The sequence below is a fragment of the Candidatus Pantoea gossypiicola genome (assembly GCF_008632075.1).
Classification (GTDB): domain Bacteria; phylum Pseudomonadota; class Gammaproteobacteria; order Enterobacterales; family Enterobacteriaceae; genus Pantoea; species Pantoea gossypiicola.
In genome coordinates this window covers 18,472-34,021 of the sequence record NZ_VWVM01000012.1, presented here as the reverse complement: position 1 = coordinate 34,021, position 15,550 = coordinate 18,472, and the positions used below count along the sequence as shown (strand labels likewise).

Here is a 15,550-nt window from a genome sequence, read left to right as displayed (position 1 = left end):
GAGAAATAGCATGCAGGATTCACTGGAAGAACAGGCGCGTCGTTTCGCCACTGAGGCACATGCTGGTGCCGGTCAGCGCCGCAAATATACCGATGAGCCTTACGTTGTTCATCCGGCAGCCGTGGTGGAACTGGTGCGCAGCGTCACTCATGACGATGCCATGTTAGCAGCCGCCTGGCTGCACGACACCGTAGAAGATACCTCTGCCACGCTGGGGGATATCGAAGCCCACTTTGGTCAACGTGTAGCCAGTCTGGTGGAAATGCTGACCGACAGCACACCCACCGCCGCAAAAAATCGGGCGGCTCGTAAACTGGCGCACTTTCGCCATACGGCCAGCGCCAGTCCTGAAGCGCAGACCATCAAACTGGCTGACATCATCGACAATACCCGCGCGATTGTGCGTTTTGATCCTGACTTTGCGCGGGTCTATCTGGTGGAAAAACAGATACAGATTGCGCTGCTGAAGGAGGGCGATGCACAGTTATGGCAACAGGCGTCGACGATCATTGAAAACGGCCTTGCCCAGCTGCGGGAGCCACCCTACAACGTGCCAGAGAGCTGGTTTGTGAAACAGGCCGCTAAATACAGCGAAATGCGTGCATAAAAAAACCCGCCAGCGGCGGGTTCTCTTCGTAATACCTGTTTATTCAAGCAACTGCCGTCCCAGATAGGGATTGGCATGCAATAACTTCATTAATTTTTGCGCCGTCGCGGAAGGACGGGTACGCCGTGCTTCCCAGCTTTTCACGGAAGAGACGCTCACGCCCATTACTTTTGCAAATTCATCAACCTGCATGCCGGTCATTTCACGCAGACGCTGCGGTTCTGGCTGGGCGGGTTGCTGACGCTGAATAAGTAACTCGGCGGCGCGATCATCACGTGTCAAAACAATCTGCTCAAGGCTGCTGAGCAATTCAAACATCGGGTCTTTTAATTCCATAGAGAACTCCTTAAAACTCACTATGAAGCACGTGAAAGTAAAGTAGAGAGGTACGAGCCTGAAGTCAGGACTCTGAAACCGGGCCTGTTTCAGGCTGGATCCCGCAAGGGTTTGTTTTTGTTATGATAAAAACCATTACGGGACACAGCCTGCGGTGCACTGCTTTAAAGATGTCAGATCAATGCAACAAATGCCGGGAGACTAAGTATGGATAGAGACCTGACTATTTGCCGCGCAATTTATAATTATTTTTTTCATTATGGTTTGCCGGAAATGTTCCAGCGCCTCTAACCTGCTGAGGCAGTTGATTTTTGTGCTGTTATAGCGCGCAAAAAAATCAAATGGTGTTTGCAATTTATGTGGATGCCATCAAGCTTTGCTCTGGCATATTCTCATTTCTGTGAAGCACTACACCCCTTCACCTTGTGAGTGCAAAATATACGCCAATGGTTTACTTCCTGAACACTTATATTCACAGCTCTGATTAATTTAAGAATAGTCCTGGCCAGCACCTGGCCCCTGGCGCGCGGCGGTTCACAGTGCAGTGCGGGGAAATCTTTTATTATGAACGCCCCGGTATCGTCAGATAAATCAACAGTCACCCTAACGAAACGGCTGACGCCTCATAACGGTGCAGCTGGCGGCTAAAAGCAAGTCCTTTGCGCGCTAAACGTGCAGCCGTTAATCGCGTACTGACGACGGAAAAATTCTCTCCTGACCTCTTTAAGGAAAAGCGATGCGTGAAACAGATTTTAACGTCAGCTATCCGTCTCATCGCGTGCCGATGATGGGCCGCAATGCCGTCGCGACCTCACAACCGCTGGCGGCGCAGGCGGGTTTACGGATGCTGCAACAGGGCGGGAACGCCGTGGATGCGGCTATCGCCACCGCCATCGCCTTAACCGTGCTGGAGCCGACCGGAAACGGCATCGGCAGTGATGCGTTTGCGATTGTCTGGGACGGCAGCTCGCTGCATGGCTTAAACGCGTCAGGCCGGGCACCCGCTGCCTGGCATCCCGAACGCTTTGCCGCTCTGAGCGCGATGCCTGAAACCGGCTGGGAGTCTGTCACTGTGCCGGGAGCCGTCTCGGCATGGGTGACACTGGCGCAGCGCTTCGGCACCTTACCGCTGACTACCCTGGCGCAACCGGCAATCGACTATGCGCGCGACGGCTTTCCGGTATCGCCGCTGATTGGCCAGCTCTGGCAGCGCGGCTATGACAAGCTGCAGGATCAGCCTGGCTTCAGCGACTGCTTTGCGCCGCAGGGCCGACCACCGCGCATGGGCGAGCTGTTTCGCAACCCGGCGCAGGCCCGCACCCTTCAGGAGATCGCTGAGACTGAGGGCGAAAGTTTTTATCGCGGCGCACTGGCGCAGAAGATGGCAGCCTTTGCTCGTGAACATAACGCGGCGCTGACGCTGGAGGATTTGAAAAACCATCGCGCCAACTGGGTGACCCTGCTGTCGCATCCGTTTGCCGGGGGATCGGTGCAGGAGCTGCCGCCGAATGGTCAGGGGATCGCGACCTTAATTGCGCTCGGCATTCTGGAAGCGTGGGAGATCAATCGTTATGCACCTGATTCACCGCAGTGGCTGCATCTTTCTATTGAGGCGATGAAACTGGCGCTGGTTGATCTGGACCGTTATGTCTCCGACGAGGATCACCTCGAATTTCCGGCTGAGTTACTGCTAAGCAAAGAGTACATCTGCCAGCGGGCCGCGCTGATTGATCCTGACAAGGCAGGCGATTTCCGCTTTGGATCTCCGCAGCAAAGCGGCACGGTGTATGTGGCAGCAGCGGATGCCAGCGGCATGATGGTCTCTTTCATCCAGTCCAATTACATGGGCTTTGGCTCCGGCGTGGTCGTACCCGATACCGGCATCAGCCTGCAAAACCGTGGCGCGGGCTTTTCACTCGACCCGGCGCATCCCAACGTTGTGGCAGGCGGTAAGCGGCCCTTCCACACCATCATTCCGGCCTTTGCGCTGGATCAGCAGGGCCAGCCGCTGATGGCGTTTGGCGTGATGGGCGGCCCGATGCAGGCGCAGGGACACGTTCAGCTGGCGTTGCGCATTATGCTGCACCGCCAGAATCCGCAGGCCGCCATTGATGCGCCGCGCTGGCGCGTGGTACAGGGACGCGAGGTGGTGTTTGAATCCACTCTCGATCGCAATACCCTGAGCACGCTGCGCCGTATGGGGCACAATGTGGTGCTGGAAGACCCTCTGAGTAACTACAACTTTGGTGGCGCACAGGCAATCGTACGCGATCCGCAGGGCTTCTATATTGCAGCCAGCGAGAGTCGTAAAGATGGACAGGCAGTGGTGTTTTAAGGCCGCGCCAGCGCGCGTCAGGCCGCTAAGCGTGCCTTTCAGCTGCACGCTGAAGCCCGCAATAGCAGGGAAAGCAGCTTGCACTGACGTGCACACGATCCCGTTCTTTAACCGGTGTTTCAGAAAGCATCTGTTTCACAGGTGGTTTCACATTGTGCCGTGATGCGGGTTTGTTCTATTCTTTAGCCCATTCTTACCTGGACATCCGACAGTATCACCGACAGGAGTTGAACCCATGGCTTCAGGACTTACACGCCTTATGGCACGCGGCGGCATGATGTTCGCTGGCGCACTGATTGCGCTGCAACTCACCGCGTGCGGTGATAAAGAAGGCGAGCAGCGCAAAGCATTTATCGATTTCCTCCAGAACACCGTCATGCGCAGCGGCGAACATCTGCCCAGCCTTAGCGAGAATCAGAAACAGAGCTTTGGCAACTTCGCCAGCGATTACGCCATCATGTATGGCTTCTCACAGCAGGCGAACAAGGCCGTTGAGCAGGGTATGCGTCCGGTAGTGGATGAGCTTTCGGCCATTCGCGTTCCGCAGGATTATCTGAGCCGTCGTGATTCCCTGCGTCAGGCGAACAGTGCACTGGTGATCGTTACCCAGCAGATTGAAAGTGCAAAAATGCAGGCGGACAGCAGCAAAGCAGCCCTGAAGCAGCCGGATGACCTGAAAAAAGTCTATGACACCGCCTACAACAAAGTGGTGACGGTGCCCGCCAATCAGCTGATTCCGCTGCTGCCAAAACTCCAGGCGCTGAGCCAGGGTGCCGTGCAGACCGGCGATTTCCTGCAAACGCAGGGAAACCGTGTCAGCTTCAATGATGGCGGCGTGCAGTTCCCGACGCAGGATCAGGCTTCACAATATAACGCGCTGATGAGCACCTTATCAGCCAATGCTCAGGCGCTTCCTCAGGCCCAGCAGATTACGCAGGGATCAATTCGCTAATCTTCATTTCAGGGTGGTATCTGCCACTCTGCGCTAAAGTGCCGCATCAGCCAGGAAGAGTGTATTCCTGTCTGATGCGCGAATCATTCATCTGTTAAATTCATTTTCGCTATTTAAGCGCTTATGACTTTTTCCTGAAATGAAGAGTAAAGTTAATTCACGCGAAATAATAACTCGATATTTTCATCAACCTTTAACATTAAAACCATTCTGTTAATCCACATAATCATATTACACGATCAATAATACCTTCCTGCCATTCCTGGCTGGCACAGAAATGAATTACTTACAGCCTGTTGTCTTTCCTCCGGCTAATGATCTTCTTTCTTTTGCGGACTTTGATATGCAGATAAGCACTGTAGAATATCAAAAAAAACAAGGCAATAATTAACAATAACTGAGTCACATCGATTCCTTCCGCATAATTTTTGATAGTAAAACTATTATGAAAACGCTGCGAGAAATAAAGATCTCCCCCTGTTTTTAGGAATTAATATACAACCTGCATGAATTGATTGTTCCTTTCATTTGGTATAATTTTTCTGAACCGAACGCGGAGGCAATGAATATGGAACTTGTGGAATCCGGAAGTATAAAAAAGTCTGTTATTTTTATAACAGACGATATGTTTTTCAGGCGTGGCGTAGCTGATTACAGAGGGGAAACTTATACAACCAGTGCATACAACTCGTCGCTATTGCTGACGATGCTTATGAACCATGTAGAGTCGGTTTTTATTCTGGATATATTTAACTTTATCACTGAAATTGATAACGATACGTTCAGAGTTATTAAAAACGCTGCGCTGAGAAACAGCATCTTTTTTTTATACAGTAACAAGTATCAGAAACTCACATCAGATTTTGTTACTGTCAATGCACAGCTGATTGAACGAAGGCAACCCCTGGTTAAGATGTTACAATCTGTCATGGGTGGGTTAATACATGCAAAAGGAGACAGTGACCGAATAACTCCGGCATCAGTGCATTTTACTAAACGAGAATCGCAGGTCTTAAACAGGCTAATCAAAGGTGACAGCATTAACATGATCGGCATGTCATTAGGCATATGCGATAAAACTGTTCTGATTTATAAGCATAAAGCACTTAATAAACTCGGCTGTCGGAACTCACGTTTTTTCTATTCAATGCTCAACCACTTTAATTTGGGCGCTGACATACACAGAGCTTTTTAATTTTTTTAATTGTAATTCTTCTGCAATGCACCAGCCCAGGGAAAACCATTATCTTTTATCCCTTCTGACTATTTACAACGCTTTCCCCTGATTGACCATCAGGATACCTGAAGAACTGAGCAACTATTGATCACACCTCTTAAAACCGAGCAGAAATTGTGCTTCCGGCAGTTTTATATTGTGATTAAAATCACACTTCAGAAATAAACAGCGCCCTAATTAATGTGATTAGCATCACACTAAAGAGACCACCCTCTCTCATTTCAGGTATGAAATTGCCCCTTGCGATAGCCATACTGTGATGAATATCACACTAAACCCCCTTACACCCCCCTTAAAACAGTGATCAAAGTCACACGCTGCTTACCTGCTACGCAGCGTTAAATTCGCGTGATAGAGTCCGCGTGCATACAGTAATACCACCGGCTGTGAGTCGGGGTGGCTAAACAAAAACAAGCGCGCTCTCCTATTGCAGCGCGTCTCAATAAGGGGTGGGTTTATGTCCTCATCAGTGAAGGTCAAAGTACAGAGCTTTGGTCGCTTTCTGAGTAATATGGTGATGCCGAACATCGGGGCGTTTATCGCCTGGGGTATCATCACCGCACTGTTTATTCCAACAGGCTGGATCCCTAACGAAACGCTGGCCAAACTGGTTGGCCCGATGATCACCTACCTGCTGCCTCTGCTGATCGGTTTTACCGGTGGGCGTCTGGTGGGCGGCGATCGCGGCGGCGTGGTCGGCGCGATTACGACCATGGGTGTGATTGTCGGTGCGGATATGCCGATGTTCCTCGGTGCGATGATTGCCGGTCCGCTGGGCGGCTGGGCGATTAAGTCGTTTGACCGGGCGATTGACGGCAAAATCAAAAGCGGCTTCGAGATGCTGGTTAACAACTTCTCGGCCGGTATTATCGGGATGATCCTGGCACTACTGGCGTTCCTGGCGATTGGTCCGCTGGTTGAAGGTCTGTCACACATTCTCGCCGCGGGCGTGAATCTGATGGTGCAGAACAACCTGCTGCCACTGACTTCCATCTTCGTGGAGCCGGCCAAAATCCTGTTCCTCAACAACGCCATTAACCACGGCATCTTCTCACCGCTGGGCATCCAGCAGGCCAGCGAAGCGGGCAAGTCGATCTTCTTCCTGATCGAAGCCAACCCGGGTCCGGGTATGGGCGTGCTGATGGCCTACATGTTCTTTGGCCGTGGCAGTGCTAAACAGTCTGCGGGCGGTGCGGCAATTATCCACTTCCTCGGCGGCATCCATGAAATCTACTTCCCCTATGTGCTGATGGCCCCTCGTCTGCTGCTGGCGGTTATCCTGGGCGGTATGACTGGCGTCTTCACGCTGACCTTGCTGAACGGTGGTCTGGTCTCTCCTGCCTCACCGGGTTCTATCCTGGCCGTACTGGCAATGACGCCAAAAGGTGCTTACTTCGCGAACATCGCGGCTATTGCTGCCGCCTTCGCCGTCTCCTTCGTGGTTTCCGCTATCCTGCTGAAAACCAGCAAAGTCAAAGAAGATGACGATATTGAAGCCGCGACCCAGCGCATGCATGAGATGAAAGCGCAGTCTAAAGGCCAGAGCATAGCGGGCGGTGCCGTCGCCAGCGATGCGATGAGCGTCGAGCTGCATCATGTGCGAAAAATCATTGTTGCCTGTGACGCCGGTATGGGCTCCAGCGCCATGGGTGCAGGCGTGCTGCGCAAGAAAGTGCAGGATGCCGGTCTGAGCAATGTGTCGGTAACCAACACTGCGATCAACGCCTTGCCGGGTGATGTCGATCTGGTGATTACGCATCGTGACCTGACTGAACGCGCCATTCGCCAGGCACCACATGCGCAGCATATCTCGCTGAATAACTTCCTCGACAGCGCGCTCTACAGCACCCTGACCGAACGTCTGGTGGCAGCTAACCGCAGCGATGTGCATCGTGAAACGGTGAACACCGCGCTCTCAGACAGCTTTGATGAAGGCAATGCGCACCTGTTTAAACTGGGCGCAGATAATGTCTTCCTCGGTCTGACCGCCAGTAACAAAGAGCAGGCGATTCGCTTTGCCGGCGAACAGCTGGTGAAAGGCGGTTATGTTGAACCTGAATATATTGATGCGATGCTGGCGCGTGAAAAACTGACGCCGACCTATCTGGGTGAGTCGATCGCAGTGCCACACGGCACGGTTGAAGCGAAAGATCGCGTGCTGAAAACCGGCGTAGTGTTCTGTCAGTATCCGGCAGGCGTTCTGTTCGGCGAAGAGCCGGACGATGTGGCGCGCCTGGTGATTGGTATTGCGGCCCGCAACAACGAGCACATTCAGGTGATCACCAGCCTGACCAACGCGCTGGATGATGACAGCGTGATTGAGAAGCTGGCCAACACTACCAGCGTGCAGGAAGTGCTGGATCTGCTGTCAGGCAAGCCTGTAATCGCGTAATTTACAGCAATTATTTTCCCTGGGGCGGGTTTGCCCGCCCCATCGTCATTTGATATGGGTCAAAAATTATGAAAGCGTTACATTTCGGAGCAGGAAACATTGGTCGCGGCTTTATCGGCAAATTACTGGCTGATGCAGGTATCGAACTGGTTTTTGCTGATGTGAATCAGACGGTGCTGGATGCACTGAACGCGCGTCATGAGTATCCCGTTCATGTGGTTGGCGAGCAGGCCAAAGTGGAAACCGTTAAAGGCGTCAGTGCGGTCAACAGCACCAGCGATGAAATCATCACCCTGGTGTCTGAAGTCGATCTGGTCACCACCGCTGTGGGTCCGCAGATTCTGGAGCGTATAGCCGGCAGTGTGGCTAAAGGGCTGGCAAAACGCAGCGACAACGGCAACACTCGTCCGTTAAATATTATCGCCTGTGAAAACATGGTACGCGGCACCAGCCAGCTGAAACAGCACGTGCTGAAAGCCTTGCCGGAGCAGTATCACGCCTGGCTGGAGCAGCATGTTGGCTTTGTGGATTCCGCTGTCGATCGCATCGTGCCCCCGTCTGAAGCAGGCAGCACCGATCCGCTGGAAGTGACCGTTGAGACCTTCAGCGAGTGGATCGTGGATAAAACCCAGTTTAAAGGCGACCTGCCAGCCATTCCGGGCATGGAGCTGACTGATAATCTGATGGCCTTTGTTGAGCGTAAACTCTTCACCCTGAACACCGGTCACGCCATTACCGCCTATCTCGGCCAGCTGGCCGGTCACCAGACCATTCGTGACGCCATCCTTGACGAAAAAATCCGGGCCGTGGTGAAAGGCGCAATGGAGGAGAGCGGCGCGGTACTGATTAAGCGTTACGGTTTCGATGCGGAGAAGCATGCGGCGTACATCCGGAAGATTCTGGGCCGATTTGAAAATCCGTATCTGAAAGATGATGTGGAGCGCGTGGGTCGTCAGCCGCTGCGTAAACTCAGCGCGGGCGATCGCCTGATCAAGCCGACGCTGGGCACGCTGGAGTATGGTTTACCGCACGCCAGCCTGGTGCAGGGCATTGCCGCCGCGATGCACTATCACAGCGATCAGGACCCACAGGCGCAGGAGCTGGCGACGCTGCTGGCCGAAAAAGGCCCACAGGCGACGCTGGCTGAGATTTCAGGCCTGGATGCCGACAGCGAAGTCGTGGCTTCTGTGGTGAGCGCCTGGCACGCTATGGCATAATGCGCGCGTGTTAGTGATGCAAGCCGGGCGCAGTTCGCCTGCGCCCGACGGCGGTATTGAACCCATGCAGGCAATAATGGAAGAGAAGCAGGCTTTTGAGAACAGGGTGCTTGAGCGCCTGAACGCCGGTCGTTCGGTGAGAAGCTTTCTGATCGCCGCCGTTGAGCTATTGGCTGAAGCCGTCAATCTGCTGGTGCTGCAGGTGTTTCGTAAAGATGACTATGCGGTTAAATATGCGGTTGAACCGCTGCTGCTGGGCGATGGCCCTCTGGGCGAACTCTCGGTTCGCCTGAAACTCATTTACGGACTTGGCGTAATCAGTCGCCACGAATATGAAGATGCTGAGCTGCTGCTGGCACTGCGTGAAGAGCTGAATCACGACAGCGGCGATTATCGTTTCACCGACGATGAGATCCTCGGCCCGTTTAGTGAACTGCACTGTGTGACTGCCTGGCCACCTGCGCCGGTGTTTCACACCGATGATGCTGAGCTGCGCAGCATGCAACAGCAGCGCTATCTGCAGATGGTGCGGTCCACCATGGTCCTGTCGCTGACCGAACTGATCGCCCGCATCAGTATGAAGCAGGCGTTTAAAAAGTCCGGTAGCTAATCCTGTCAGGCGTCATCACGACGCCTTTTTCGTCTTAACCTGGCCGGGAATATACGTCAGATTTGGTGTATCCTTGGCCTGTTTTCCTCAACGAGTTGTTGTCATGAAAGAGCAAGAAAAGAACGAAATTAAACTTCTCAGCGATAAGCTGGACGCACTGAACCGCAAAGAGCCGCAGTTACTGGAGTCGGGTGATACCGAGAAACTGGGCGCGTTGCTGAAAGAGAAAGAAACGCTGGTCATTGAGATTGAGCGTCTGCGCGGTCAGCGGGTCGAAAAACTGAGTGCCGAAGCGCAGAAGCTGCAGAAAATGGGCTTCAGCCGCGAAATTACCAAAAAAGAGCAGGCAAATCTGGGTGCGCTGAAGAAAAGCGTACGCGGCCTGGTGGTGGTGCATCCAATGACCGCGCTGGGACGTGAGATGGGTCTTAAAGTGATGACGGGCTTCGCTAAAACCGCATTCTGACAGGTCGATCAGGCAGCAGCCTGATCGACATCGGCTTTGCGTTCGCCGGCGGCGGCATAAACCTGCTCCGCCAGCGCATCCAGCAGCTCATAACGGCGGCGATACTCTGCCCGCTTCTTACTGGCAATCTCCTCCAGCGTTTTACGGGGCAGACTCAGCGGCAGCGTAAACATCCCATCCCTGCGCGCTTCACCACTCAGCGACAGCCAGAATTCACTGTAGCTGGCAAAGAACTTATCCCCTTTGCTGTGGCGATAACGCAGACTGCGGAATACATGCGTCTCATCGCCTACCGCCTGAATACTTTCCACGCCGCACTGCTTCGCCACAATAAATACCGCTTCCATTAACAGGCGTTTCGGGAAGAGACCGTGAGCCGCTTTGGTCGCTTCGCGGATCATCTCATTATTAATATGTTTTCGCGGCCCCTGTAACCCGCCAATTAATAAGGTGCGCTGGTTATTCTCGTTAAGAATCGAAAAAGAAAGCGAAGCAATAATTTCGTCGTTATAACGTAATACCAGCGTCACTTCCCCTTCGCGATCAAAATAACCGGAACTGCATGAGAGTAAAAAGGCCTCGCCATTTTTTCCGGTCAGCGTGGCCAGCGGACTATCTGAAGCACTCTGCAGCAGCTGACGCAGCATAGGATTTTCGAGATTGTTCATCAGCGTGTAGTGGTCGAGAATCGCCTGCGCACGCGCAGCAATACTCAGACCTGAACGCAGATAAGGCCGGTGCAGCTTGGCGGGCAGCAATCCCTGGGTGCTCATCAGCAAGGGAAGTTGCGGCAGATGCGATAGCGCATCCAGATAATGCAGCGTGGTCAGCGGCGATATTAAGGTTCTTAACGCAAATTTCAGACGGAAACGTTTACTGATCCAGAGTTTATCCGGAATGTATTTCCCACTGATTAACTGGAAAAAAAGCGAAGCAGAGGATTCGGTCGTCGTTTCGTGAGTAGTGATAATTGACATAGTCAGCGACACACAGTGAGTTAAGCAGGAATGTCACCGAACATAACATAGCCAATATCAACGGAAAGTTAATGTGGAATAACATTAAAACCAATAATTGACGATTTTCATTTCATTTTGGCAATGCACAAAATAAGGACAAAAAAAACCGGCGAAATAGATTTCACCGGTTTATCTTCATTGCGTTTACGTTTGGTTAACTTATTTAGCAGACGCGAAGCGGGCTGCCGCTTCGTCCCAGTTAACCACGTTCCAGAACGCTTTGATGTAATCAGGACGTTTGTTCTGATACTTCAGGTAGTAAGCGTGTTCCCACACGTCCAGACCGATAATCGGGAAGCCAGAAACGCCGGCAACCGCTTCGCCCATCAGTGGGTTATCCTGGTTTGCGGTTGAAACCACAGCCAGTTTGTCGCCTTTCTTAACCAGCCAGGCCCAGCCAGAACCGAAACGGGTCGCAGCGGCTTTCTCGAACTCTTCCTGGAATTTTTCCACGCTACCAAAATCTTTCTCGATAGCCGCTTTCAGGTCGCCCTGCAGCGTGGTGCCGGTTTTCAGGCCTTTCCAGAACAGGCTGTGGTTAGCGTGGCCGCCAGCGTTGTTACGCAGTGGGCCTTTTTTGTCTGCTGGCAGTTGATCCAGTTTGGTGATCAGCTCTTCTACCGGCAGATTAGCAAATTCAGTACCTTCCAGCGCCGCGTTCGCGTTGTTCACGTAGGTCTGGTGGTGTTTAGTATGATGGATCTCCATCGTCTGCTTGTCGAAATGCGGTTCCAGTGCGTCGTATGCGTAAGGCAGGGATGGCAGTGAATAACTCATGTTCTTCCTCTCCATTTAGTGTGAGCAGCACGACGAATTCGGGGCGTGCCGCGTAAGCAGTCGAATCATTATAGTTAAATTCATGTAGCGTAAAAGGGTAATCAATGCCCTATTAACCATAAGGATTTGCGAAACCCGGCAAAAGCAACCCGTTGTTTTTACAGCATGCTGCTGCTGACCCTGCCTTTTCTGCCTCATCCGACAGGACGTGCGGCGCGCTGTGGCCTGGCCGTCAGCGGGCATGCGTTCCGGCCGGACGCCGCATCTGCCCTGCCCTGTGCCTTACTGACCCAGCTCGCGCAGGGAGTTGTCGAGTGCGCCAACCAGCCAGTCGATGTCGCTTTCCTGGAAAGCCAATGGCGGACGCAGTTTCAGTACATTCCCATACGGGCCGGCGACAGATGTCAGCACACGATGTTCACGCAGTTTCTCGATCAGGTTCAGCGCCAGGGTTTTGTCCGGCGTTTTGCTGTGACGATCGGTGACCAGTTCGAAGCCGATAAACAGCCCGGCACCGCGCACATCGCCCACGCACTCATAACGATCCATCAGCGTCCGCAACTCCGCCAGCAGCTTCGCGCCGACCACGCGGCTGTGTTCCTGTAATCCCTCTTCGGTGATCACGTTCAGCACCGCCTGCGCCGCCGCCATCGCCACCGGATTGCCACCAAAGGTATTGAAGTAGGGAATTGAGTCGCTGAAGGCGGCCAGCACCTCACTTTTTGCCAGCAGCCCGGACACCGGAATGCCATTGCCCATCGGCTTGCCGGTAGTAATCACATCAGGCACCACATCATGGCGGCCAAAACCCCAGAAGGCGTCGCCAGTACGGCCAAAGCCAGGCTGCACTTCATCGGCAATAAAGATGCCGCCATTGGCATGCACTACCTCGACCGCTTTTTTCAGGAAGCCACGCGGATTGGGCAGCACACCGTCTGAGGAGAAGATCGAGTCCGCCAGGAAACCGGCAAATTTAATGCCGTTCGCCGCCATATCATCAATCTGCTGCTGAATCTGGTCAGCGAACCAGTCGCCCAACTCCGGCGCATCCACACGATACGCATCCGGCGGCATTACCAGCCGCGTGGTGGGTGCCAGCGGCTGTCCACTGCCCAGCGCCGGAGAAGCGCCGGAGGTCAGCTCACTGGTGCCGTGATAAGCCTCTTTACTGACAATAATCCCGGTACCGCCGCTGAAAGCGCGCGCCACACGGATAGCAAGATCATTCGCTTCCGATCCGGTGCACATGTACATCGCGCGATCGATCGCCGCAGGCGTAGTCGCCAGCAGCGCTTCGCTGTAGTCGAGGATATTCTCATGCAGGTAACGGGTGTGGGTGTTCAGCATTTTCATCTGCTGCGTCACCGCCTCAATCACGGCCGGATGACAATGGCCGATGCTCGCCACATTGTTGTAGACGTCGAGATATTTATCGCCCGCCGCGTCCCACAGATATTGCCCTTCACCCCGCACCAGATGAACCGGTTTGCGATAGAACAGGCGATAGGATTCGCCAAGCACTTTGCTGCGTTTATCGGTGAGTTTGCGCGTTTCGCTGTCGAGCGCATCGGCATGTTCGGCGCGGAAACTGTTGGTATCCATAATGGTGGAACGCGTGGCCATAATGACTCCCGTGACAAGGATGAAGGAGGAAGAGTTGACCCCTGTATCATGCCTTCCTGAATCCAAAATGCAACCAAATACACAAATACAACAAAATACACATGGCGCTGGCCGTTCCCCGCGCTAAGCTTCCCTCTGATTCAGACGGCATCTTTCGCGTCAGTGGCGTATCATCCGTGCTCTTCGCGCTTTATAAGGAAACCTCTATGCTGCAGGAAACGCGCCTTCATCGTATTCGCGCCTTACTGACCCGACTTAATCAGGTCAGTACCGAGCGCATTATCAGGGAGCTGGGGGTGTCTCGCGAAACCGCGCGCCGCGATATCATTGAGCTGGAAGCGCAGGGTCTGGCGCGCCGCGTTCACGGTGGACTGGTAGCGATTGAAACGGCGGCTGAACCGCCGCTGACGCAACGCCGCAGTACGCAGACCCGCGAGAAGCGCGCCATTGCCCGCGCCGCTGCGCAGTTGCTGCAGCCGGGACAGACGCTGTTTCTGGATGCGGGCACCACCACCACCCTGCTGGCAGAGGCGCTCCACGCCCTTTCCGGCCTGACGATAGTCACCAACAGCCTGCAGGCCGCGCTGGCGCTGAGCGCCGGAGAAGAAGATCGGCCGCTGAATAATCAGATTATTTTGCTCGGTGGGATGATGACAGCGGGTGCGCACCAGACGCGTGGCGAAATCACCGTGGGTGAAATCGTCCGCTATCGCGCCGACGTCGCGCTGCTGTCGCCGGTCGGCATTGAGGCGAATCGCGGTGCCAGCAGTTTTCACCCGCATGAAGCGGCTATTGCCAGAGCGATGGTGCAGCAATCTGCAGCCTGCTATCTGCTGGCCGATCACACCAAACTGGGCGTAGTCAGCCGCACGGTTTACGCGCCGCCGCAGACGATCACCATGCTGATTACCGACAGCGGCGGCGACAACGGTGCCGCCCTTGAAGCATTGCAGCAGACGCTGCCAGAGGTGATGGTGGTTTAACGCAGTCGCTGAGGATGGCTGTAGACCGTGGCGCGGCCGGGTTTACTGAAGCCGACCAGCGTCAGATTGCAGCGCTCAGCCACCTCAACCGCCAGGCGGGTCGCGGCTGAAACCGCGAACAGGATCTCGACGCCGCACATGGCGGACTTCTGCACCATTTCATAGCTGGCGCGGCTGGAGACCAGCACCGCGCCCGGTCCCCACTCTGACTGGCTGCGATACCCCAGCAGCTTATCCAGTGCCACATGGCGACCCACATCTTCACAACCCCCGGCCAGCTGACCGTCGGGCTGGGTCCACGCGGCCGCATGGGTGCAGCCGGTTTTCTGTCCGACAGGCTGATAATCTTTCAGCTGACCCAGCGCCCGATCCAGTTGCTCCAGCGCAAAGGTCTGGGTAAACGGCAGCGGAGGGAGCGGCTTGCCAATCTGATCCAGCTGTTCAACGCCACACACGCCGCAGCCGGTCCGGCCTGCCAGCGCGCGACGCTGCGCTTTCAGCGCCATAAAACGGCGGCTGGAAAGCTCAATCTGAACCTCAATGCCGTCACAGCCCGGCACGATGTCCATGCCGAAAATGTCGCCCGGCGCATCGATAATGCCCTCTGACAGCGAGAAGCCCAGCGCAAACGCCTCCAGATCTTTGGGCGTAGTCATCATCACCACGTGTGAGATGCCGTTATAGACCAGCGCCACCGGCACTTCATCCGCCAGCCAGTCATCCTGCGCATCGGTCAAATCTTTACGCTGCCACACCTGCGCCCTGCTGACGCCGGCCTGAATTGTTAAATCTTCGCCTGAGTCAGGCTGGATAGCTTTCAAAAAGTATGACCTGTTGTTAATAAATTATGTCATTCAGTGCCCGGTGAGGCCGGGCACTGGCGTGCTTTGATTCTGCCTTTTAGCCCCATTCAGCGCAAATAAACAGCGGGGCAATTCATGCGGTTTTCTCCCCCAAAAGGCGTAGCCACGCCTGCTGGCGGGCACAATGCGAATG

14 protein-coding genes are annotated in these 15,550 nt (G+C 54.2%); 9 read left to right on the top strand and 5 right to left on the bottom strand.

Annotated features, from left to right (window positions below; translation table 11 throughout):
- The first annotated feature begins 10 nt into the window (after window positions 1-10).
- The gene (locus tag F3I20_RS15545; RefSeq protein WP_150013349.1) at window positions 11-607 is read left to right on the top strand and encodes an HD domain-containing protein; all 597 of its coding nucleotides are present in this window, start codon (window positions 11-13) and stop codon (window positions 605-607) included.
- A 39-nt stretch (window positions 608-646) separates the two neighbouring features.
- Here the strand turns inward: F3I20_RS15545 and F3I20_RS15540 are convergent, their stop codons facing one another.
- Window positions 647-943: an HTH-type transcriptional regulator gene (locus F3I20_RS15540; RefSeq protein ID WP_010257438.1), complete on the bottom strand. Its 297-nt coding sequence runs from the start codon at window positions 941-943 to the stop codon at window positions 647-649.
- Window positions 944-1,679: 736 nt separating this feature from the next.
- Between F3I20_RS15540 and F3I20_RS15535 the strand changes: the two genes are divergently transcribed.
- From F3I20_RS15535 to F3I20_RS15505, 7 genes are all read left to right on the top strand, one after another.
- Window positions 1,680-3,278 (top strand): gamma-glutamyltransferase family protein, encoded by a 1,599-nt coding sequence (locus F3I20_RS15535; protein ID WP_150013351.1) that lies wholly within the window; start codon window positions 1,680-1,682, stop codon window positions 3,276-3,278.
- 235 nt (window positions 3,279-3,513) lie between these two features.
- Window positions 3,514-4,230 (top strand): DUF3053 domain-containing protein, encoded by a 717-nt coding sequence (locus tag F3I20_RS15530; RefSeq protein WP_150013353.1) that lies wholly within the window; start codon window positions 3,514-3,516, stop codon window positions 4,228-4,230.
- A 562-nt stretch (window positions 4,231-4,792) separates the two neighbouring features.
- The gene (locus tag F3I20_RS15525; protein ID WP_150013355.1) at window positions 4,793-5,425 is read left to right on the top strand and encodes a helix-turn-helix domain-containing protein; all 633 of its coding nucleotides are present in this window, start codon (window positions 4,793-4,795) and stop codon (window positions 5,423-5,425) included.
- 499 nt (window positions 5,426-5,924) lie between these two features.
- Entirely contained in the window at window positions 5,925-7,859 is a 1,935-nt protein-coding gene (locus F3I20_RS15520) for a PTS mannitol transporter subunit IICBA (RefSeq protein ID WP_150013357.1), read from the top strand.
- 68 nt (window positions 7,860-7,927) lie between these two features.
- Window positions 7,928-9,076, top strand: a complete 1,149-nt coding sequence (gene mtlD, locus F3I20_RS15515) for a mannitol-1-phosphate 5-dehydrogenase (protein ID WP_150037925.1) — start codon at window positions 7,928-7,930, stop codon at window positions 9,074-9,076.
- A gap of 16 nt (window positions 9,077-9,092) precedes the next feature.
- A complete protein-coding gene (mtlR, locus tag F3I20_RS15510) occupies window positions 9,093-9,686 on the top strand; it encodes a mannitol operon repressor MtlR (protein ID WP_190285958.1) in 594 nt (197 codons plus the stop codon).
- Window positions 9,687-9,789: 103 nt separating this feature from the next.
- Window positions 9,790-10,152, top strand: a complete 363-nt coding sequence (locus F3I20_RS15505; RefSeq protein WP_150013361.1) for a YibL family ribosome-associated protein — start codon at window positions 9,790-9,792, stop codon at window positions 10,150-10,152.
- 8 nt (window positions 10,153-10,160) lie between these two features.
- Here F3I20_RS15505 and F3I20_RS15500 read toward each other — a convergent pair whose 3' ends face one another.
- The 3 genes from F3I20_RS15500 to F3I20_RS15490 all read right to left on the bottom strand — a co-directional run bounded on the left by F3I20_RS15500 (window position 10,161) and on the right by F3I20_RS15490 (window position 13,571).
- Window positions 10,161-11,129, bottom strand: a complete 969-nt coding sequence (locus tag F3I20_RS15500; protein ID WP_150013363.1) for a VirK/YbjX family protein — start codon at window positions 11,127-11,129, stop codon at window positions 10,161-10,163.
- Between the two features lie 201 nt (window positions 11,130-11,330).
- Complete coding sequence (gene sodA, locus F3I20_RS15495; RefSeq protein WP_135910493.1) at window positions 11,331-11,948, bottom strand: superoxide dismutase [Mn]; 618 nt, start codon at window positions 11,946-11,948, stop codon at window positions 11,331-11,333.
- A 282-nt stretch (window positions 11,949-12,230) separates the two neighbouring features.
- The gene (locus F3I20_RS15490) at window positions 12,231-13,571 is read right to left on the bottom strand and encodes an aspartate aminotransferase family protein (RefSeq protein ID WP_150013365.1); all 1,341 of its coding nucleotides are present in this window, start codon (window positions 13,569-13,571) and stop codon (window positions 12,231-12,233) included.
- 206 nt (window positions 13,572-13,777) lie between these two features.
- Between F3I20_RS15490 and F3I20_RS15485 the strand changes: the two genes are divergently transcribed.
- A complete protein-coding gene (locus F3I20_RS15485; RefSeq protein WP_150013367.1) occupies window positions 13,778-14,554 on the top strand; it encodes a DeoR/GlpR family DNA-binding transcription regulator in 777 nt (258 codons plus the stop codon).
- Here the strand turns inward: F3I20_RS15485 and fdhD are convergent.
- Entirely contained in the window at window positions 14,551-15,375 is an 825-nt protein-coding gene (gene fdhD / locus F3I20_RS15480) for a formate dehydrogenase accessory sulfurtransferase FdhD (RefSeq protein WP_150013369.1), read from the bottom strand. The genes F3I20_RS15485 and fdhD overlap by 4 nt on opposite strands.
- Between the last annotated feature and the right edge of the window lie 175 nt (window positions 15,376-15,550).